The following is a 20,544-nucleotide window of genomic DNA, read 5'->3' on the forward strand; positions in this document are numbered from 1 at the left end:
GTTCGGGCTCAGGAAGCCTGATTGGCCAGTTCCGGCTGCTTGGCCTCGGCCTGTTGCGCGCGCTCCAGCATGGCCCCGCGCACGGTGCGGCGCGCCACCTGCACATAGGCCAGCGAGAAGGCCAGCGACAGGCAGGCGAAGCCGAGCATGCCGGCCTGCTGGTAAGCGATGCGGAACAGCTCCACGCCCAGCGCGTAGCCGGCCATGGACAGCATGCTCATGCTGGCGGACACCGTGCCCTTGCCGGCGGCGTCGCAGGACATCAGCGCGAAACGGTAGAGCACGCCAAACGCCAGGCCTTCGCCGAAAGCCATCAGCGTCATGCCGGCCACCATGAAGTATTGCGGATGCGCGGACAACAGCACGCCGGACAGCATCAGGCTGAGGCCGATCACGATGGGCCACATGCCGATCAGCGCGGAACGGCCCAGCGGCCAGCGGCCGGCCACCAGCACCAGCGCCAGATTGCCGGCGATCAGGCCGCCGAACACCGGCAGCTGCATCAGGCCGTATTCCAGCGCGCTCATGTGCAGATCATTCACCAGCAGCACCGGCGACATGGCGATCCAGCCCATCAGCGGCAGCGCCAGCAGCGGGATGCACAGCGCGGACAGCACGAAGCGGCCGTTGCCGAACACTTTCAGATAATCGCGGCCCATCTGCGCCAGCGGCAGTTTCTCGTGGCTGGGCTGGGTGGTTTCCGGCATTTTCCAGATCAGGCCCAGCAAGGCCAGGAAGGACAGCGCGGCGATCAGCAGGAAGCTGGTGCGCCACGGCGCCAGTTCCATCAGCGCGGCGCCGGCCAGCGGGCCGGCCAGCGGCGCGATCAGCGCCACATTGGCCATCAAGGCGGTGACCTTGACCGCGGCTTTTTCTTCAAAGGCTTCCTGCACCGCGGCATAACCGACGGCGTTGATGAAGCACAGGCCAATGCCCTGCAGCAGACGCAGCGCGATGAAGGCCTCGATGGAGTTCACCAGATAGGTGGCCAGGCAGGTCACGGTGAAGTAGGCGACGCCGAACAGCAGCACCGGCCGGCGGCCGATGCGGTCGGATAGAGGGCCGGTCAGCCAGGACAGCAGCGCGCCGCCCAGCAGGAAGGCGGTCATGGACGCCGGCACCCAGGAGGCGTCGACCAGGAATTCCCGGGTGACCGCCAACATGGCCGGCTGCACCATGTCGTTGCAGATGTAGACGGCGAATTCGAACAGAACCAGGGCCAGCGGAAACAATAGATTGGAACGGCTAAGCTTTGCGTGTAGAGCGGACATTAGGGAGATGCAGCCTTTCTGAGACCGGCAAGCGGCGCGCTTGCCCATGCGGCCGGACGGACAAGGGCCAAATAAAGCGAAAAAGGGGCGCAATTGTACCTGCAGAAAGCCTGGCGCGCAAAGCAATTTTTGCCACAAACACAATAAAAACAGCAATTTGCAACCCAAACACCCCACACCCCGCCAAGCAAAGACGAGACGAGCGCGCAGGCGCCGGCCCAGCCATCGTCGATCGCTCCGGCTCGGCGCCACGGCGCGATTGATAGAAAAACAATCAATAAGCTTATGCTTATTAATATGAGTAAAGCGCGGGGAATATCGGTAAAATCGCCGCTTTTCGCCGTATTCCCCCGGCGCGGCCGCGCGGGCTCCCGCCAGCGGCGCCCCGCCGGGCGAAGCTTTTTTATCAGGATTCCAAGCTCGTCTGACCTCGCTCAAAATGCCGACGCCGCGCCGTCGCTACGCTGAGCCCAGCTCGCCGCCCCACCCCAAAACCCGCCCCTGCGCTTTGACGCCAAGCCGGCCCGGGCGGCCAGCGGAACCTGACGACAAAACCAATAGATTAAGGGGTTTCCCATGACCTTGACCGTCATCGCCACGCTAGCCGTCACGCTGGCCTTGTTGGCGCTGCTGTGGCAGCAGCAACGCACTCACGTCTCCTTCACCAAGCGGGTCTTCACCGGCCTGGCGCTGGGCGTCGCCTTCGGCGCCGCGCTGCAATGGCTGGCCCAACCCGGCTCGCCGGCGCTGGCCGCCTGCCTGGAACTGTGCGAAATCATCGGCTCCGGCTACGTCAAGCTGCTGCAGATGATCGTAATCCCGCTGATCATGGTGTCCATCATCGCCGCGCTGTTGAAGCTGGAAGGCGGCTCCTCGCTGGGCAAGATCAGCGCCGCCACCCTGGGCGTGCTCTTGTTCACCACCATGCTCGCCGCCGGCGCCGGCATTCTGATGGCCAATCTGTTCGGCCTCAACGCCGAGGGCCTGACCGCCGGCGCCGCCGAGGTGGCGCGCGGCGAATCGCTGGTGAAGAACCTGAGCACGGTGGAGGACTTGTCCTTCAGCAAGCTGGTGCTGGACTTCCTGCCGGCCAACCCCTTCCTGGACATGACCGGCGCGCGCAAGACCTCCACCATCGCGGTGGTGATTTTCTCGGTGCTGATCGGCCTGTCCGCCACCGGCATCGCCCGCAAAAAACCCGAGCTGTTCGCCAGCTTCAGCCATTTCATCGCCGTGGCCCAGGCCATCGTGATGCGGATGGTGACCCTGGTGCTGCGCCTGACCCCTTACGGCGTATTCGCGCTGATGACCAAGGTGGTGTCCGGTTCCAGCTGGGCCGACATCGTCAACCTGATCAACTTCGTGCTGGCTTCCTACGGCGCGATGCTGCTGATGTTCGCCGTGCACCTGCTGCTGGTGGGCCTGGCCGGCGTCAATCCGCTGCGCTGGACTAAAAAAGTGATCCCGGTGCTGACCTTCGCCTTCACCTCGCGCACCAGCGCCGGCTCCATCCCGATGAACGTGGCCACTCAGAACAAGCTGCTGGGCATTCCGGACGGCATCGCCAACTTCGCGGCCTCCTTTGGCGCCACCATCGGTCAGAACGGCTGCGCCGGCATCTACCCGGCCATGCTGGCGGTGATGATCGCCCCCACCGTGGGCGTCAATCCGATGGATCTGCACTTCATCGTGCCGCTAATCGCCATCATCACCATCAGTTCCTTCGGCGTGGCCGGCGTTGGCGGCGGCGCCACCTTCGCCGCGCTGATCGTGCTGTCCGCGCTGGACTTCCCGGTGGCGCTGGCCGGCCTGCTGATCTCGATCGAGCCCTTGATCGACATGGGCCGCACCGCGCTCAATGTCAGCGGCTCCATCACCGCCGGCACCGTGACCAGCCGCCTGCTGGGCCAGACCGATATGCAGGTGTTCAATAGCGACCGCGAGATCAATCTGGACGAAGAAATGGCTTAACAAGCTGCGCGAGACTCCGCCTTGAAAACCGCCTGGGAATGCCTATTTACAACCTGTAAATCCAGCATACTAGGCGGTTTTTCCATTAAAGCCGCCAACTGCCCCACAATGCGGCACAGCAACAACCCGGACGGGAACACACTATGAAAATCGTCATCATCGGCGGCGAAGCCGCCGGCATGAGCGCGGCGGCCAAGGCGCGCCGCAGCGCGCCTCAAGCCGAAATCGACGTCTACGAGATGTCCGAGGTCATTTCCTTCGGCGCTTGCGGCCTGCCCTACTTCGTCGGCGGCGAGTTCGATGAGCCCGGCTATATGGCCGAATTCAGCGTGGAAGACTTCGCCAAGCGCAATATCCGCGTGCACACCGGCCACCAGGCGCTGAGCATAGACCCCGCCTCCAAACGGGTGCGCGTGCGCCGGCTGGCGGACGGCGAAGCCTTCGACGCCGCTTACGACAAGCTGATGATCGCCACCGGCGCCAGCGAAATCCGCCCGCCGCTGCCGGGCCTGGACTTGCCGGGCGTGCATACGCTACGGGTGATGGAAGACGGCCTGGCGCTGCGCGCGGCCGCAGCCCGCAAGGAAGTGCGCGAAGTCGCCATCATCGGCGCCGGCTTCATCGGCCTGGAGTTGGCCGAAGCCATGGTCCGCCTGGGCAAGCGCGTGCGGCTGATCCAGCTGGCGGAACGGGTGATGCCGGATGCCTTCGACGCTGAAATCACCGACCTGATGGAGCAGGAGTTGCGCGAACACGGCGTGGCCTTGCACCTGTCCGAGGCCGTCACCGCGCTGCGCGGCGACGGCGCGGTGCAAAGCGTGCTCACCGAACGCGGCGAATACCCGGCCGATCTGGTGGTGCTGAGCATAGGCATACGCCCCAACACCGCCTTCGCCGCCGACGCCGGCCTGCAGCGCCTGGGCAACGGCGCCATCGTGGTCAACGCCTACGGCGAAACCAGCCTGCCGGACATCTACGCCGCCGGCGACTGCGCCGCCGCGCCGCATCAGCTGACCGGCCAACCGGTCTACGTGGCGCTGGCCACCGGGGCCAACAAGCTGGGCCGGCTGGTGGGCGAGAACCTGGCCGGCGGCCGCCAGGCCTATCCGGGCACCCTGGGCTCCGCCGCGGTGCGGGTGCTGTCGCTGGACGCCGCGCGCACCGGCCTGTCCGAAGCCCAGGCGCGCGCCGCCGGATTTGATTGCCAAAGCGTGCTGGTCAAAGACAAGAACCACACCAACTACGTGCCGGGCCAGGCGGAAGTCCACGTCAAACTCTGCTACGAAACCGGCAGCCGGCGGCTGCTGGGCGCGCAGATGATAGGCCGCAATGGCGATGTGGTGCACCGGCTGGATGCGCTGGCGGTGGCCATCGCCAAGGGCGTCAGCGCACGCGAACTGGGCATGATGGACTTCTGCTACGCGCCGCCCTTCGCCCGCACCTGGGACGTGCTCAACGTCGCCGGCAACGTGGTCAAATAAGCCAGGCCGGCAGCCCCCGCCCGCCCGCGCCGATGCCAGCGCGGGCAAGTTGGGGTAAACTGCCGGACAGCCAAAGATTCAACGGATGTCCTCCCATGCTCTCCAAGCTCACCCGCCTTTTCCAGTCCTCACCGGGAACCGAAAACAGCATGTCACTCAGCGATGCTCAAGTGCTGGAAGCCGTGTCCAGCCTGATCGACGACAACACCGGCAAACCCTTCGTCGCCGCCAAGGCGGTGAAAAACATCAAGATCAGCGACGCCGAACTGTCGCTGGACGTGGTGTTGGCCTATCCGGCCAACAGCCAGCACGAACCGGTTCGCCTGCGCTTTGAAGCCGCGCTGGCGCCGCTGACCGAGCAACGCAAACTCAGCGTGCGCGTGGGCAGCCTGATCACCAGCCACTCCGCCCAGCGCGGCGTGCCGCTGCTCTCCGGCGTCAAGAACGTGATCGCCGTCGCCTCCGGCAAAGGCGGGGTGGGCAAATCCACCACCGCGGCCAACCTGGCGCTGGCGCTGTCCGCGGAAGGCGCGCGCGTCGGCATCCTGGACGCCGACATCTACGGCCCGTCCCAGCCGCTGATGATGGGCTTGCAGGGCCAGCGTCCGGAAACCCCGGACGGCAAAAGCCTTAAGCCGCTGGAAAGCCACGGCGTGCAGACCATGTCCATCGGCTATCTGGTGGACGCGGACCAGGCCATGGTCTGGCGCGGCCCCATGGTCAGCCAGGCGCTGCAACAGCTGCTCAACGACACCCGCTGGGACAATCTGGACTATCTGGTAATCGACATGCCGCCGGGCACCGGCGACATCCAGCTGACGCTGTCTCAAAAAGTGCCGGTCACCGGCGCCGTCATCGTCACCACTCCGCAAGACATCGCGCTGCTGGACGCGCGCAAGGGCGTCACCATGTTCCAGAAAGTGGGCATCCCCATCCTGGGCATGGTGGAGAACATGGCCATCCACGTCTGCTCCCACTGCGGCCACGCCGAACACATCTTCGGCGAAGGCGGCGCGGCGCGGATGGCGGCGGACTTCGGCGTGGACGTGCTGGGCTCCCTGCCGCTGGACATGGGCATCCGCCTGGCGGCGGACGGCGGCACCCCCACGGTGGCGGCCGACCCGGACGGTAAGGTGGCGGAACTGTACAAGGCCATCGCCCGCAAAGTGGCGGTGAAGGTGGGCGAGAAAGCCCAGGACTTCTCCGGCAAATTCCCTAAGATCGTCATCCAGAACAACTGACAAACGCATCATGATCGCGATGTTCGACTCCGGCCTCGGCGGCCTTTCGGTATGGAAGGCCGTGCGCGCCGCGCTGCCCGGCAGGGGCATCACCTATCTGGCCGATCAGGCCTACTGCCCCTACGGCCAACGCAGCCACAGCGACATCGCCGAGCGCAGCGTCAGAATGGGCCGCTATCTGCAAGAACAAGGCGCCACCCTGCTGGTGGTGGCCTGCAACACCGCCACCACCGCCGGCATCGCCGCCATGCGCCGCGAGCTTTCCATCCCGCTGGTGGGCATAGAGCCGGCGATCAAGCCGGCGGCGGCCATGAGCCGCACCGGCCGCATCGCCGTGCTGGCCACCCAGGCCACGCTGCAAAGCGAGCGGGTGCGCAAACTGCTGGACACCCACGCCGGCCACGTTGAAGTGCTGCGCCGCGTGGGCACGGGCTGGGTGGAGCAAGTGGAGGCCGGCGAGCTGGACAGCCCGCGCACGCGCGAACTGGTGGCGGCCGTAGTGCGGCCGCTACTTGACGAGCGCATCGACCACATCGCGCTGGGCTGCACCCATTACCCGTTTCTGGAGCCGCTGATCCGCGAACTGACCGGCGACGGCATCGCCTTGTACGACCCGGCCGAGGCCATCGCCCGGCGCGTGGCCTCCTTGCTGCCGGACGCCGCGCCCGCCGTCGCCCCGGCCTACCGCTTCATCACCACCGACGCCGACAGCGCCGGCATGCGCCGCATCCTGCCGCTGCTGATAGGCGCCGACCACCCGGTTGAATCCCTGCCTCTGGAGCAAGCCCAATGATTCCACGTCTATCGCGCCTGTTGGCGCTGGCCTGTCTGATCGCCGCCCCCGCCGCCTGGGCCTTGCCGCAATGCTCGCTGGTGGCGGTCCAAGTCAATCAGCAAGCCGGCAACAAGCTCAACCAGAACGAGCTGAGCGCGGTGCTGAGCCAGTTGGGCAAGAACGGCCAGCTGCCGCCGCAATTCATCAACAAGCGCCAGGCCAAGAACGCCGGCTGGCAGCCCGGCCGCAGCCTGTGGGGCGTGCCCGGCCTCAACGGCAAATCCATAGGCGGCGACCGTTTCGGCAATTACGAAAAACGTCTGCCCAAGGGGCAATGGCAGGAAGCCGATCTGAACTATAAAGGGGGCAAGCGCGGCGCTTACCGCATCGTGTTCTCCGGTTCCGGCCAGCGTTTCGTCACCGTAGACCACTACAACCGCTTCATCGAGGTGCCACCATGCCAGTGAAAGTTTGCGAACTGCACCACATCAAGAGCCTGGACCAGCTGTTTGACGAGCTGAGCCGCCAGTTGCTCCTGCCGGCCCACTTCGGCCGCAATCTGGACGCGCTGTACGACAGCCTGGCCAAAGACGTGACGGGCCCCTTCGAGATCGTCTGGCGCGAAACCGAGGAAGCGCGCAAGGCGCTGGGCGTGGACCTTTACGCCACCATTCTGGAAATTCTGGAAACCGTGGCCGAGGAACGCGGCGACGTCACGCTGGACATCCACCACTGAAACACCGGGCCGCCGCCGCAAGGCGCCGGGGCGGCCCTTCATCCCGATGGCAAGTTCATCATCATTCGTTTCCGCAACACACACTCCGCTGCGAAATTCAAGACTCGAAATACAACAAAGACAAGCGTTCGCTAATTCACTATAATCCCACCCCTAAATAGGTCAACAACTGTCCTACAACTGGCAGCAATGCCAATAAAATCAAACAACAATAACGTAGGCAGGCCACTACATCGGCAACCTTGACACACACGAAGCGGCTGCTCCCTCCACCGGACCGGCGCCGGCATTGTTTCATTGCGAACTTGCCGTGTTGTTATCAAAACGCTCTCAAATACAGGTAGGAACTTCTCAATGCAGTCGAAAAAACTCACAGGGCTGATCCTCATCGGCCTGGTGCTGGGCATCATCACCGGCTATCTCTATCGCGAGAACGCCGCCAGCGAAGCCGACATCAAAGCCTTCGCCAGCAATATCTCCATCCTGACCGACATCTTCCTGCGCCTGATCAAGATGATCATCGCGCCCTTGGTGGTGTCCACCCTGATCGTTGGCATCGCCAAGATGGGCGACGCCAAGACCGTGGGCCGCATCGGCGGCAAGACCATGCTCTGGTTCATCAGCGCGTCCTTGATGTCCCTGACCCTGGGCCTGATCATGGTCAACCTGCTCAAGCCGGGCTTGGCGCTCAACCTGCCGCTGCCGGACACCCACGCCACCAGCGGCATCCAAGCCGGCGCGCTGTCGGTGAAGGACTTCGTCACCCACGCCATTCCCAAGAGCGTGTTTGAAGCGATGGCCACCAATGAGATTCTGCAGATCGTGGTGTTCTCGGTGTTCTTCGGCTGCGCGATGGCCGCTTTGGGCGACCGCGCCAAGCTGCTGATCGACACCATTGACGTGGTGGCCCACGTGATGCTGAAAGTGACCAGCTACGTGATGCTGTTCGCGCCGCTGGCCGTGTTCGGCGCCATCGCCGCCACCGTGGCCAAAGAAGGCCTGAGCATCCTCGCCACCTACGGCAAGTTCATGGCGGAGTTCTACCTGTCCATCGGCATCCTGTGGGGCCTGCTGATCCTGGCCGGCGCGATGTTCATCGGCCCGCGCGTGCTCAAGCTGATGGGCATGATGCGCGAACCGCTGCTGCTGTCCTTCACCACCGCCAGTTCCGAAGCCGCCTACCCCAAGACCCTGGAACAGCTGGAGCGCTTCGGCTGCTCCAACAAGATCGCCAGCTTCGTGCTGCCGATGGGCTACTCCTTCAACCTGGACGGCTCGATGATGTACTGCACTTTCGCCGTCATCTTCATCGCCCAGGCTTACGGCATCGATCTGACGCTGGCGCAGGAAATCTCCATGCTGCTGATCCTGATGCTCACCTCCAAGGGCATGGCCGGCGTGCCGCGCGCCTCGCTGGTGGTGATCGCCGCCACCCTGGCCCAGTTCAACATTCCGGAAGCCGGCCTGCTGCTCTTGCTGGGCATCGACCACTTCCTGGACATGGGCCGCTCCGCCACCAATGTGGTGGGCAACTCCATCGCCACCGCGGTGGTGGCCAAGTGGGAAGGCGAGCTGAAAAAACACTGAGCATGGTCTGCTCCGTTGAACGCGCCGCCCCTCCGGGCGGCGTTTTTTATGGCTAGCTGCGACAAGGCTATTGACAGGTAATCCCTTGCCCAATAGAATGCCCCACTCTGAGTCGGAGAGGTGGCAGAGTGGTCGAATGTACCTGACTCGAAATCAGGCGTACGTGCGAGCGTACCGAGGGTTCGAATCCCTCCCTCTCCGCCAGACCAAGCAATTGAGCCCTTGAGAAATCAAGGGCTTTTTTGTTTTGTTCTTCCGCTTCTCCCCCTCCCCGTTTGCGCCTACCATTACAGCCTTCCGCACCTGTCCAAGCCGCAGCCGCATGAATCATCTGGTCAACTACGTCAACGCCATCCTGAACGCGCCCTCCCCGCGCCGCGCGCGCCTGGACGGCTCAAGCCGGAACCGTTGGACGGATCAGGGTTATACGGTAGTCGCGGAACAGTCCACCTATGTTTTCGACGATGGCGCAATGATCCAGCGGACGACGGAACAGGACGATTACCCGGCCGAGGCCGCCTGCGCCGAGTGCTGGATTCGTTACGAAGTCGTCCGCCAGCCGTCCGGCGACGCCATCCAGCCCGGCCATATCAGCTTCAACAGCACCTGCCGCGAAGCTTTCTGGCGGCGCTACTTCAGTACGGCCCCATCCACCGGCACCAGACAAGACGGCTCTGGAGAGACCGGAGTTTGAATCACTACAGTGATAGCCCTTTTGAGCGCGCACGCTCTGAAGCCTACTTGCCGCCGATAAGACGGCGAATCTTGAACGAGGCCAGCCTTCCCCACCTAACCTGGCCCTGGCAAACAGTAATGGTTATCGAACGGCTCCTGGCTCATCAAGACAAAACCATGACGCTGATAGAAACAATTGGCCTCACTATCGCGCAAGGCCGTGACACGTACCGCCAAACGTAGCGAGGCAGCGCGCTCCAGCACCCATCGCAGCACCAAGGCACCGACTCCTTTACCCTGATGCTCGGGCAGCACATAGAGATGGTCCAAGTGCATCTCTCCCTCTCGCTCCTGAAAAACGACAAAACCCAGCCGCTGTTCAGCACCGACAATAAAAAAGGTATCCTCTGGCTCAAATCCGACACGTAAGCGCTCTAGGGCACGAACAGGATCAAAACGCCCGACACGCTCCAGGCTGACACGCATCGCGGCGATGCGCATCTGGGCCAAGGCCTCAAAGTCCCCGGCGCTCACCGGCGCCAACAGTATCCCGTCAAGGCGATTGCTCTCCCTAGCTTCCATCACGCCACCTCCTGACAATCATCCACTCCCTGTTCGTCTTGGCCATTCCTCTCCCGACCAAGCCAAGATCAAGGCGAGCGAGACCGCTGAGCTCCATCCAGACACCGACCCCAGAGCCTCCTACCCAGCCATGCGTCGCTCCCTACAAATCCCATTCGGCAAACAAGCCAGACCCTAACCCAGATCCATCCAAGCCACCAACAGCCGCTGGCTTGACCCTCCATCCCCAATCAGTAACAATCGCCGCGTGCCGCCTCATTCCGCGGTATTTGGGTGTAGCAGCTCATAAAGCCATAGCCTCGCCATAGTCCCCGCCTTATCAAAGGCAGGCGCTGGCGGGGAGGCGCATTCGTGCGCCTGCCGGAGCTATGGCCGGTCTGCTACCCTCGTCATTCGCCTGCCGTACCCGCGTAGCAGCGAAGGCAGGCCCAGCCATAGGAGCCTTCCGATGACGCACCAAACCCGGCGCTATCGCGCCCTGCTGTCTCCCTCTCTTCCCCTGAATACGCTGCTCTCCGAATTGCGCCCGTTCAACAGCGTGGCGCCGGCCTCGCTGAAACGGCTGGAAAGCCGGCTGTACGCCCGCGAACAAAGTCTGCGCAGCGCCATACGCGACCTGCGCAAGGGACACGAAAGCCTGCGCGCGGTATTGGCGCTGCTGGAGCAGGCCAAGGAACAACCCTGCCCCTGCAATGTGCTGCATCTGACGCTGGCGCCGGCGTAGCAGTGCTTGCAACACGGCCTGGACGCGCTGCAGGCGCGGCCTTGAAAGTGCCCGCGCAGGACTGACCCCGCGGCAGCGCGCGCGTAAGGCCACGTCCGGAAACGCGCCGTTTCAATGTTAATACTGTCTTTGGAATGGGCTGCGCGCGCGAGTACACTGCGGGGCCTCGATTCGACGCGGCGGCGCGGCAGACGCGCCGCCGGCGTCGTTTATCAGCCTCTTAACAGCCGAATCGCCAAACCCATGACTCTGCACAAACGAATCGCCCCTCTGCTGCTGGCCTGCGCGCTGGCGCTGCCCGCCGTCGCCCACGCCGCGGATGAAAAACTGATGCTGTCCATCGAAGACGCGCTGAACAGCGATCTGGCCAAGGAAAAGCTGGACCCTAACATCGCCTTTCGCTTTGCCCGCGGCGGCAAAGGCAAGGTGCTGGGCGAATGGGTGAGCAATAAAAAGACCAATAGCTTCGGCAAGGACAACGCCGCCGCCTGCCAGCGCGCCTTCATTTCCGCGCTGCTGGAGTTCCAGGAGCGCGCGCGCAAGGAAGGCGGCTCCGCCGTGGTCAATATCCGCAGTTATTACAAGTCTGAGGAGATCAGCAACGCCAAGGAGTATATGTGCGGCAGCGGCTTCTTGATGGCGGGCGTGGCGCTGAAGGCGCAAGTGCTCAAGTAAGCCTGAAGCGGGGCCTCAAAGCCCCGCGCGAGAGAACACCAGACAGGCGTTGGCTCCGCCGAAACCAAAGCTGTTGCACAGCACGCTGTCCAACTGGGCCGGCCGAGCGTGCCGAACGAACGGCAGGCCGGCCAGGCAATCGTCCAGCTCGCCGTATTGCGGCGAGGCGGCGACAAAGCCATGGCGCATCATCTGCAAGCTGAAGATGGCTTCCATTGCGCCGGCCGCCGCGATCGCGTGGCCGGTCAGGCCCTTGGTGGAGGAGAAGGCGGGCACGGCCTCGGCGCCGAACACGGCCCGGACGGCCTCGATTTCGACGCGGTCCCCTTGCGGCGTGCCGGTGGCGTGGGTATTGATGTAGTCCACCCGTTCCAGACCGGCGTCCGCCAGCGCCAGCCGCATGCAGCGCTCTGCGCCCGCGCCGCTGGGCGCCACCATGCTGTGTCCATCGCTGCAGGCGGCGTAACCGGACAGTTCGGCGATGATGGGGGCTTTGCGCGCCAGCGCGTGTTCCAGCGCCTCCAACACCAGCACGCCCGCGCCGCCGGCGATGACGAAGCCGTCGCGGTCCGCGTGATAAGGACGAGACGCGGTGTCCGGCGTCGACGCGTCGCCGTCGGCCAGCACGCCCATCACGTCGAACAGCACCGCGGATTGCCAGCTCACTTCCTCCGCTCCGCCCGCCAGCATCACATCCTGTTTGCCGAACTGAATCTGTTCGAAAGCGTAGCCGATGGCGTGCGCGGAGGTGGCGCAGGCGGAGGTCACGCCCAGGCTGAGCCCCTGGACGCCCAGATGGGTGGCCAGATTGGCGGATACGGTGTTGCCCATGATCTGCGGCACGTAATAAGGCGTCAGCCGGTGAATGCCGCGGCTGGCCAGAATCGCCATCGCCTCGCTCAGCTTGGCCGTGGAGCCCACACCGGAACCGACGACCAGGCCGGTGCGCGGGTGTTGCAGGACGGAAGCCGGCAGCCGCGCATGGGCAATCGCCTGCTGGGCGGCGTGCCAGCCGTACAGGGCCGCGTCCGCCATGAAGCGTTGCAGCTTGCGCGGCGGCAAGGCGATGTCGTCGCGGCGCGGCGCGCCGGCCGCCCGGCTGCTCATGCCAAGCTCGGCGAAATCCGGCCGCGCGGCGACGCCGCTGCGGCCGTTGCGCAAGGCCGTCAGCGCCGTTGCCTCATCGTTGCCGATGGGGCTGGCCAGACCATAGCCGCTGACGACGACGCGACGCTTCATGTTCAAGGCGCGATCTGGTTGGCCGACGCCTGGATCTCTTGCACCATGATGGAGACCCAGCGGTTGTAGTTGGGGTGGATCAGCACGGTGCCTACCGGCGCTTTTTCCGCGGCGCCGCTATAGTTTTTGTTCTCGCTCTTGGTTTCCACGTTCAGGTTGTTGGCGGACAGGTATTTGACGCTGTAGCGGTCCGCGCCGTAGCTGATGGCCACCTTGGCCTGATGCTTGCCGCGCACATCCAGGCTGGCCAGCAGCTTGCCTTCGCCGTCGGCCACCACCACCCAGCCCTTGCTGCCGGCGCCGGCGATGATGGCGCGACGCAGCATGTCCGCGGTCATCGGCTTGCCGTCCATGCGCGCCACCAGTTGGTCGGTCACGTCGCGCACCGGCACGCTGGCCGGCGCGGCCTGCGCGGAAACGGCGGTCATCGCCAAAAGCAGGGCTGCAATATAAGCGCGTAGTTGACGCATGTTTTCTCTCCTGGCCGCTTTAACCGGCCTGTTTCAAAATCAGGGATGTGTTGATGCCGCCGAAGGCGAAGTTGTTGCTCATCGCGTATTCGACATCGGCCCGGCGGATGGCCCCGGTCAGGTAGTCCAGTTCGCCGCAGGCGGGGTCCACCCGGTCCAGGTTCAGTGTGGGCGCCAGCCAGCCTTCACGCAGCATTTCCACCGTCAGCCACACTTCCAGCGCGCCGCAGGCGCCCAGGGTGTGGCCGAAATAGCTTTTCAGCGAGCTGATCGGCGCCCGCCCCAGCACGGCGGCGGTGGCCTGGGTTTCCGCGATGTCGCCGCGGTCGGTGGCGGTGCCGTGGGCGTTGACGTAGCCTATCGCGCCGGCGGACAGGCCGGCGTCGTCCAGCGCCAGCCGCATCGCGCGCGCCATGGTCGGCGCTTCCGGCTGGGTGATGTGGCTGCCGTCGGAATTGGTGCCGAAGCCGCAGATTTCGGCATAGATGGCGGCGCCGCGCGCCAGCGCGTGCTCGCGTTCCTCCAGCACCAGGGTGCAAGCGCCCTCGCCCACCACCAGGCCGTCTCGGTCGCGGTCGAAGGGCCGCGGCGTATGCGCCGGCTCGTCGTTGCGCTGGCTGGTGGCGTACAAGGTGTCGAACACCGCCGCGCCGCCGGCCGACATTTCCTCCGCGCCGCCGGCTATCATCATGTCGCAGCGGCCGAAACGTATGGTTTCGTAAGCGTAGCCCAAGGCCTGGCTGCCGGAAGTACAGGCGCTGGCAGTGGGAATCACCCGCCCGGTCAGACCGAAGTACAAGCCGATATTGACCGCAGCGGTGTGGCTCATCATCTGGATGTAGCTGGTGGAGGTGACGCCGGCCATGGAGCCGGTGGCCAACATCTGGCCGAAGGCCTGTATCGGTGCCACGCTGCCGGACGAGGAGCCGTAGGCCACGCCCATGCGGCCGTCCTTGATGCAGGGGTCTTGCAGCAGGCCGGCGTCCAGCAGGGCGCATTCGGTGGCGCACACCGCCATTTGCGCCACTCGTCCCATCGCGCGGGACATCTTGCGCGGATAGTGGGCCGGCAGCGCGAAGTCGTCCACCGGCGCGCCCAGGCGGGTGTTCAAATCCGGAAAGCCGTCCCACTCCGGCATGGCGCGCACGCCGTTGCGGCCGGCCCGGATCTTGGCCGCGATGGCGGGCCAGTCATGGCCCAGGCTGGTGATGCCCGCCATGCCGGTGATCACGACGCGGCGCATCAGACAATGCCTCCGTTCACGCCTATCACCTGGCGGGTGATGTAGGCGGCGCCGTCGGACATCAGGAAGGCCACCAGGGCGGCCACTTCCTCCGGCCGCCCCACCCGGTTCATCGGCACCATCTTCAGGGCCTCTTCCACCGGAGCGCCCTCCAGGATATCGGTGTCGATCAGGCCCGGCGCCACGCAGTTCACCGTGATCTTGCGGCTGGCCAGTTCCACCGCCAGCGCCTTGGTGGCGCCGATCAGGCCCGCCTTGGCCGCGCTGTAATTCACTTGCCCGCGGTTGCCCATCACGCCGGAGACGGAGGACAGGGTGACGACGCGGCCGCCGCTGCGGGCGCGGACCATGGGCATGATCAGCGGATGGGTCACATTGTAGAAACCGGCCAGCGAGGTGTTCACCACCAGGTCCCAGTCTTCGCCCTCCAGCGCCGGGAAGGCGTTGTCGCGGGTCACGCCCGCGTTCAGCACCACGCCCCAGAACGCGCCGTTGGCGGCGATGTCCGCTTCGATGGCCGCGCGCGCGGCCTCGCGGTCGTTGACGTCGAATTGCATCAGCGTCGCCGCCGCGCCCTCCGCGCGGGCGGCCGCTGCCACGGCCTCCGCTTCTTCACGGCGGCTGCGACAGTGGATGGCCACGTCGAAGCCGTCTCTCGCCAGTTGCAAGGCCACTGCCCGGCCTATGCCCCGGCTGGATCCGGTGATCAGGATTCTTTTTTTCATTGTGCGCTGCTTTCCTGCAGAAATAAGGCGAAATCTTCCGGTTCGAACACATTGATGGTGGCCTCGGCCAGCCGGTCTTCGCCGCAGGCGATCTCGCACAGGAAGGACCCCATGCCGGACTCGTCGCGATAGACCGGGCTGGCGGTCACCCGCAGCGGCCGCCCGGCGGCGAACGCCGCGCAGGCCGGCTGGTAACGACGCGTGCCCAACAGCACGCCCTGCTTGACCGGCAGCCCCGCCTGGCGCGCCGTCAGGCCCACCCAGGCGGCCACCGCCTGGGCCATCAGTTCGATGCCGATGTAGGCCGGCATATCGCCGGCGGCGTCCGCGTACCATGCCGCCGCGTCCGGCGTGGCGCGCGCCTCCAGGCCTGCGCTGTCGTAGCGTTGCACCGCCTCCAGCAGCAACATGCCGCCGCGGTGCGGCAAGACTTCGGTGATAGCCGGTAACATCATGCGTGTTCGTTCTCGTCCGTCGCTGTTGCCGCCAGCAACAGCGACACGTTATTGCCGCCAAAGGCGTAAGAGTTGCTCATCACCAGCGGCCGCCCCGCGGGCAGCGCAGCGCCGGCTTGCGTCAGTTTCAGCGCCGGCAGGGCCGGGTCCGCCGCGCCGTCCCAGACATGCGGCGGCAGCCGGCGCCGGCTGTCGCTCAGCACCAGCCAGCCGAAGCCCAGCTCGGTGGCGCCGGCGGCCCCCAGCAGGTGGCCGACCAAGGGCTTGGTGGAACTGGCCGGCACGCCGTCGGGAAACACCCGCCGCATCGCCAGACTTTCCATTTCATCATTCTTGACGGTGGCCGTACCGTGCAGATTCACGTACCCCACCTGGGCCGCCTCCGCGCCGGCCATTCGCAAGGCCCGCCGCATCGCCTCCTCCGCGCCGCGGCCTTCCGGGTGCGGCGACGACATATGCCAGGCGTCGCTGCTTTCGCCGTAGCCCAGCAAGGCCACCGGGCCCGGCTCGCGGCTGGCGATGAACAAGGCGGCGCCCTCGCCGATATTGATGCCGCGGCGTCGCGCGCTCATCGGCTGGCACAAGACGGGACTGACGGACTCCAGGGCGGCGAAGCCCTGCCGGGTCAGCTGGCACAGGCTGTCCGCCCCGCCGCAAATCACCGCGTCGCACAGCCCTTGCGACAACAAGCGGGCGGCGGCGGCCACCGCCTTGGCGCTGGAAGAGCAAGCGGTGGAGACCACATAGGCGACGCCGTCCAGCCGCAACAGCTCGGCCAGGAACAAGGCCGGGCTGCCCATTTCCTGCTGTGCGTAATCGTAGCGCTCCGGCCGCGCCTGCCCGGCCGCCTCGGCGGCGACCGCCAGCTCCGTCTCCAGGATGCCCGAGGTGCTGGTGCCCAGCACCACGCCGATCCGATGACGCCCGTAGCGCGCGGCCAGCGCCTCCACGCGAGCGCGCAAGGGCTCCAGCGCGGCCAGGAGCAGCCGGTTGTTTCGGCTGTCGTAGCGGGCCAGCTCCGCCGGGATCTCCGGCAGCGCGCCCGCCACCCGGCCCACCACCGCGCCGGCCTCCTCGCACATGCCGCCGCAGTCGCCGGCCAGCAAGCGCCGGTGGATCTCCGGCAGCTCGCGGCCCAGCGCGTTGATCATCGCCAATTCGTTCAGATAAACCGTCATTGAGCCTCCGCCTCCGGCGCCATCGCCGCCAAGGATTCGATCTCCAGCGTCATGCCCAGTTGCGGCAGCCGGACGCGCCGCCCCTTGGGCGTCGGCGCGTCGATCAGCAAGGTTTGGTCGCCGTTCATCAGCCGACGCTGGCCGTCCGCCGCGTGCAGCCACCAGGCGGGCGCGCGGCCGAAGCCGTCCAGAACGGCGGCCTCGGGCAGGTGCAGCCATTGCGCCAGGGCCAGCATCGCCGGCCCCTGGTCGCTGACCCGGCGGCCGAACGGCGAGCTCGCGCTCCAGCGTTGGCCGTCCCAGCCGGCGCTCAGCAAGGGCTGGCCCAACGGCGACAAGGCCGCCAGCGACAGCCGCTGCCCATCGGCCTCCAGCTGCAGCAAGGACAGTTCGCGAAAACCGCTGCCGCTCGCCGTCACCAACTGGCTGGCGTTATAAGTCTCGGCGGGTTGCCGCAGACAGTAGGCCGGGGTTTGCGGCAGGCGGACGCAATGGCCGCCGCCGGCGCAAGCGGCGAGCAAGAACAGCAGGGGCAGCAGTTTCAACATGGCTCGGCCCTTCCCGCGTCCCCGGTCTTGAACAGGGTCACCATAGGCGCCAGCAGCACCGCCAGGCCCACGCCTATCAATTGAGTCAAACCAAAGCTGCTGACCGCGGGGGTGGCGCTCGCGGCCAGCAAGCCGAAGGACAGCAAGGTGGTCAAGGCCGACAGCCCCACCGCCAGCAACGCCGCCTGCTGATGATGACGGCGGCCCTCTTCCACGAAGATCGCGTAGTCCACGCCCACGCCCAGCACCATCAGGAAGCCGAGCACGACGAAAAGATTGGCGCTCACGCCCAGCCAGCCCAGCGCGCCCAGGGTGAACAGCACCGCCAGGCTGACCGGAGCGGCCAAGAGCAGCGCGCGCCGCCAGCCGTAACGGCGCTGCATCAGCGCCACGATGGCCAGCAGCGACAGCGCGAACATCAGCGTGGAGGCTTCGCGAAACTGGCGGAACAGTTCGGACACGCTGGCGGCCTTGTCCACCAGCGTGACGCCGTCCAGCCCTTGCGCCGCTTGCCGCAAAGCGTCCAGCTTGCGGAAGTCGCCCGGCATCACCGCCATGCGCCAGGCTCCGTCGTGCCGCCCCAGCCACAGGTGGCGCAGCGGCGCGGCCAGCGGCTGAGCCAGCAGCGTTTCCGCCGTCAAGGACGGCCCCGGCCGCGCCAGGCCGGCCAGATAGCCGCCGGCGATCTCGTCGCGCACGCCGGCGTCCTGCAGCACTTGCCGGCCGGCGCGTCGCATCGCGTCTTGCAGCAGCGCGTGGTCGGCCTGTTGCCGCTCCGGCGGCGGCAGCAAGCTGGACAAGGATTGATAGCCTTGCAGCTGACCGGCGCTCACCAAGGCGTCTAGGCGGCCGTCCAACTGCCGGCCCAGGCGCAGCAAGGCGGCTTCGCTGGGCGCTTCCAGCAGGAAGAACTGGCGGCTATTGCCCTGCCCCGCCAGCTCTCGAATCAAGTGTTCCTGCGCCAGCAGTTCAGCCGAGGGCCGAATCAACTGATGCACATCGTCGTCCGCCTGCAATCGGGCCAGCCCCGGCAGCGACAGCGCGCCCAGCGCCAGCAAGAGCGCGGCCAGGCGGCGGCCGCGCATGAATTGGCAGTAACGGTCGAAAGCGCGGCCTATCGGCGGCAGAATGCCCCGCGCCGACGCCGGCGCGGCCTGACGCACAAAGCAAGGCACGCACCACAGCACGGTCAGATAGGCGCCGACCAGGCCGGCGCTGGAGAAGAAGGCGATCTGGCGCAGCCCCGGAAACGGCAGCAGAGCCAGCGCGCCGTAGCCCAGCAAGGTGGTCAGCAGCCCCATGCGGATGGCCGGATGAATGGCGGCCAGCGCTCGCTCCACGTCCCAATCCGGCCCGTCTTGCAACTGGCTGGCGAACAGATGGGTCGAGTAGTCTATCGCCACGCCGATCAGGCTGGCGCCCATCACCAGGGTCAGCAAGTGCAACTGGCCGTACACCGCCAGGGTGGCGGCCACCGCCGTCAGCGTGCCCGCGGCGATCACCGCGCCGGACAAGGCCAGATGGCGCAGCCGGCGGAACACCAGCAACATCAGGCCGATGACGGCCGCCATCGACACGCTGCCTATCCTGTTCATTTCCGCTTCGGCGCCGCCGCGCGCCTCGCCGGCGAACAGCACCGCGCCGGTGGCGGCCAGCTGGCCGCCGCCGGCCTCCGCCAGCGTGCGCAGTTCCGCCACTTCGCGGCTCAGGACTTGCTGCAGCGCCGGATCGTAAGCGTCGCCGTTCAAGGGCGCGCTCAGCAAGCGCCAGGACACGCCGTCTCGCTCCGTCGCCAGCCAGCCGTCCTTGATCTGCAACGACGACTTGGCCATAGGCAGCGCGGCCAACACATTGCCGAACAGGCCGAAGGGATCCTCCGCCAGCGGCAGGCCGAAAGCGCCCTGTCCCGGCAGGCTCAAGCGACGCAGCAACAGGGTTTCCAGATACGCTTGCGGGTTTTGCCTCAGCCCCTCGCGGTCGGCGTCGGTCAACAGGCCGTGGCGGTAAGGGGCGTAAGGCCGCAACAGGCGCGCCGGGTCAAGGTCGCCTATTTTCCCTTGCACCGAGCGCAAGGCCGGCAGGGCGCGCAGCCGGGCGGCCGCCTGTTCCGCCAGGCGGCTGGCCTGGGCCGGATCGCGATGCCCCACCATCACCACCAGGCGCTCGCCCGCCTTGGCCGCCAGTTGCGCCAAGGCGCGCTCCACCTCGGGTTGGCGCGCGTCGTCCGGCAGCATCGCCAGCATATTGGTCTGCACCGGCAAGGGCCGCCCCAGATAGGGCAGCAGCGAGGCCAGGCACAGCAGCATCAGCGCCAGCCAACCATAAAAGCGCTTGCGCATCAACGCCCTCCCAGCAAGCGGCTTTCCTCGGCGCTCAGCGGGCTTTGCGCATCAATCCGGCTGAAGCGGATCTGCGTGCTGTCGCCGCCGGGCTCGGTCAGCGACACACGTTCCAGCTGCGCGGCGCCGGAAAGCTCCACCGCGCCCAGGCCTTTTTGCAAAGGCCCCGGCTTGGGCTTCAGCAACAGGGTCCAGGCGGCGGGACTGCCCTTGGCCTCCACCGCGAAGTGCTGTTGCAGCAAATTCCTGTCCCCGGCCAGCAAGCCGCGGAACAAGCCTTCCACCGAGCCGATGCCGGGGATGTCGCGGCTGGCCCGCTCGCGGCGGCTGCCGTCGGGCAGCAGTTCGCTCACGCCCTTGGGCGTCATCACATAGCCCAGTTGATACGGTTTGACGATGGACCAGATCACGCCGTTTTCACGCGACAACACCATGCGTCCGGACAACTGCAGCGGCTTTTTCAAGGCGGCCATCTGCCGGCTCTGCGCGAAATCCGCGTGCAAGACCGAGTTCGCCGCCAGCTTTCTGGAAATCTGGCTCAGCAAATCCTCGGCCTGCGCCAGCGGCGCAAGCCCGGCCAGCAAGAGCGCCAGCAAGCCGCCTGCGCGGCGCGTCCACGGTTTCAACAT

General features: G+C 66.1%; 21 protein-coding genes and 1 tRNA gene. 11 read left to right on the forward strand and 11 right to left on the reverse strand.

From position 1 onward, the window contains the following. Positions 1 to 8 precede the first annotated feature (8 nt). Positions 9 to 1,271: an MFS transporter gene (locus JC616_RS17990; protein ID WP_107800310.1), complete on the reverse strand. Its 1,263-nt coding sequence runs from the start codon at positions 1,269 to 1,271 to the stop codon at positions 9 to 11. Between the two features lie 576 nt (positions 1,272 to 1,847). Here JC616_RS17990 and JC616_RS17995 point away from each other — a divergent pair. From JC616_RS17995 to JC616_RS18035, 9 genes are all read left to right on the forward strand, one after another. After that, positions 1,848 to 3,242 carry an L-cystine transporter gene (locus tag JC616_RS17995; protein ID WP_227104626.1) on the forward strand — a complete coding sequence of 465 codons (1,395 nt, stop codon included), beginning with the start codon at positions 1,848 to 1,850 and terminating at the stop codon, positions 3,240 to 3,242. A 143-nt stretch (positions 3,243 to 3,385) separates the two neighbouring features. Then, entirely contained in the window at positions 3,386 to 4,723 is a 1,338-nt protein-coding gene (locus tag JC616_RS18000) for a CoA-disulfide reductase (RefSeq protein WP_227104628.1), read from the forward strand. Positions 4,724 to 4,872: 149 nt separating this feature from the next. After that, positions 4,873 to 5,964, forward strand: coding sequence for an iron-sulfur cluster carrier protein ApbC (apbC, locus tag JC616_RS18005; protein ID WP_227104630.1), 1,092 nt, complete (start codon positions 4,873 to 4,875; stop codon positions 5,962 to 5,964). A 10-nt stretch (positions 5,965 to 5,974) separates the two neighbouring features. Next, entirely contained in the window at positions 5,975 to 6,757 is a 783-nt protein-coding gene (gene murI / locus JC616_RS18010; protein ID WP_227104632.1) for a glutamate racemase, read from the forward strand. Then, entirely contained in the window at positions 6,754 to 7,206 is a 453-nt protein-coding gene (locus JC616_RS18015) for a ribonuclease domain-containing protein (protein WP_227104634.1), read from the forward strand. The genes murI and JC616_RS18015 overlap by 4 nt, the downstream gene beginning before the upstream one ends. Further along, positions 7,197 to 7,475 carry a barstar family protein gene (locus tag JC616_RS18020; RefSeq protein WP_107800316.1) on the forward strand — a complete coding sequence of 93 codons (279 nt, stop codon included), beginning with the start codon at positions 7,197 to 7,199 and terminating at the stop codon, positions 7,473 to 7,475. Before JC616_RS18015 ends, JC616_RS18020 begins: the two co-directional genes overlap by 10 nt. A 354-nt stretch (positions 7,476 to 7,829) precedes the next feature. Continuing rightward, positions 7,830 to 9,062 (forward strand): dicarboxylate/amino acid:cation symporter, encoded by a 1,233-nt coding sequence (locus JC616_RS18025; protein ID WP_107800317.1) that lies wholly within the window; start codon positions 7,830 to 7,832, stop codon positions 9,060 to 9,062. Between the two features lie 114 nt (positions 9,063 to 9,176). Continuing rightward, positions 9,177 to 9,266: transfer RNA gene (locus JC616_RS18030), tRNA-Ser, on the forward strand. A gap of 118 nt (positions 9,267 to 9,384) precedes the next feature. Beyond that, positions 9,385 to 9,756: a hypothetical protein gene (locus JC616_RS18035; protein ID WP_227104636.1), complete on the forward strand. Its 372-nt coding sequence runs from the start codon at positions 9,385 to 9,387 to the stop codon at positions 9,754 to 9,756. Between the two features lie 95 nt (positions 9,757 to 9,851). Here JC616_RS18035 and JC616_RS18040 read toward each other — a convergent pair whose 3' ends face one another. Beyond that, positions 9,852 to 10,319 (reverse strand): GNAT family N-acetyltransferase, encoded by a 468-nt coding sequence (locus JC616_RS18040; protein WP_227104637.1) that lies wholly within the window; start codon positions 10,317 to 10,319, stop codon positions 9,852 to 9,854. Between the two features lie 448 nt (positions 10,320 to 10,767). On the opposite strand from JC616_RS18040, the gene JC616_RS18045 reads away from it, so the two are divergent. Together JC616_RS18045 and JC616_RS18050 are read left to right on the forward strand one after the other, a co-directional pair. Further along, positions 10,768 to 11,043: a hypothetical protein gene (locus tag JC616_RS18045; protein ID WP_227104639.1), complete on the forward strand. Its 276-nt coding sequence runs from the start codon at positions 10,768 to 10,770 to the stop codon at positions 11,041 to 11,043. Positions 11,044 to 11,286: 243 nt separating this feature from the next. Further along, a complete protein-coding gene (locus tag JC616_RS18050; RefSeq protein ID WP_227104641.1) occupies positions 11,287 to 11,718 on the forward strand; it encodes an excinuclease ATPase subunit in 432 nt (143 codons plus the stop codon). Between the two features lie 15 nt (positions 11,719 to 11,733). On the opposite strand, the gene JC616_RS18055 is transcribed toward JC616_RS18050, so the two are convergent. Genes JC616_RS18055 through JC616_RS18095 form a run of 9 tightly spaced genes read right to left on the reverse strand, consistent with a single transcriptional unit; the run spans position 11,734 to position 20,544 of the window. Beyond that, positions 11,734 to 12,957, reverse strand: coding sequence for a beta-ketoacyl synthase N-terminal-like domain-containing protein (locus JC616_RS18055; RefSeq protein ID WP_227104643.1), 1,224 nt, complete (start codon positions 12,955 to 12,957; stop codon positions 11,734 to 11,736). A 2-nt stretch (positions 12,958 to 12,959) separates the two neighbouring features. Further along, a complete protein-coding gene (locus tag JC616_RS18060; protein WP_166451958.1) occupies positions 12,960 to 13,427 on the reverse strand; it encodes a hypothetical protein in 468 nt (155 codons plus the stop codon). A gap of 19 nt (positions 13,428 to 13,446) precedes the next feature. Further along, positions 13,447 to 14,670, reverse strand: a complete 1,224-nt coding sequence (locus tag JC616_RS18065; RefSeq protein WP_319792905.1) for a beta-ketoacyl-ACP synthase — start codon at positions 14,668 to 14,670, stop codon at positions 13,447 to 13,449. After that, entirely contained in the window at positions 14,670 to 15,395 is a 726-nt protein-coding gene (locus tag JC616_RS18070; protein WP_227104645.1) for a 3-ketoacyl-ACP reductase FabG2, read from the reverse strand. Before JC616_RS18070 ends, JC616_RS18065 begins: the two co-directional genes overlap by 1 nt. Continuing rightward, the gene (locus JC616_RS18075) at positions 15,392 to 15,850 is read right to left on the reverse strand and encodes an ApeP family dehydratase (protein WP_227104646.1); all 459 of its coding nucleotides are present in this window, start codon (positions 15,848 to 15,850) and stop codon (positions 15,392 to 15,394) included. Before JC616_RS18075 ends, JC616_RS18070 begins: the two co-directional genes overlap by 4 nt. Beyond that, complete coding sequence (locus tag JC616_RS18080) at positions 15,847 to 17,028, reverse strand: beta-ketoacyl-[acyl-carrier-protein] synthase family protein (RefSeq protein ID WP_227104649.1); 1,182 nt, start codon at positions 17,026 to 17,028, stop codon at positions 15,847 to 15,849. The genes JC616_RS18075 and JC616_RS18080 overlap by 4 nt, the downstream gene beginning before the upstream one ends. Further along, the gene (locus JC616_RS18085) at positions 17,025 to 17,576 is read right to left on the reverse strand and encodes a DUF3261 domain-containing protein (RefSeq protein WP_227104651.1); all 552 of its coding nucleotides are present in this window, start codon (positions 17,574 to 17,576) and stop codon (positions 17,025 to 17,027) included. Before JC616_RS18085 ends, JC616_RS18080 begins: the two co-directional genes overlap by 4 nt. Next, positions 17,570 to 19,915 carry an MMPL family transporter gene (locus JC616_RS18090; protein ID WP_227104653.1) on the reverse strand — a complete coding sequence of 782 codons (2,346 nt, stop codon included), beginning with the start codon at positions 19,913 to 19,915 and terminating at the stop codon, positions 17,570 to 17,572. Before JC616_RS18090 ends, JC616_RS18085 begins: the two co-directional genes overlap by 7 nt. After that, positions 19,915 to 20,544, reverse strand: coding sequence for a LolA family protein (locus JC616_RS18095; RefSeq protein ID WP_227104655.1), 630 nt, complete (start codon positions 20,542 to 20,544; stop codon positions 19,915 to 19,917). The genes JC616_RS18090 and JC616_RS18095 overlap by 1 nt, the downstream gene beginning before the upstream one ends.

It is taken from the genome of Chromobacterium rhizoryzae, from assembly GCF_020544465.1.
Lineage (GTDB): Bacteria > Pseudomonadota > Gammaproteobacteria > Burkholderiales > Chromobacteriaceae > Chromobacterium.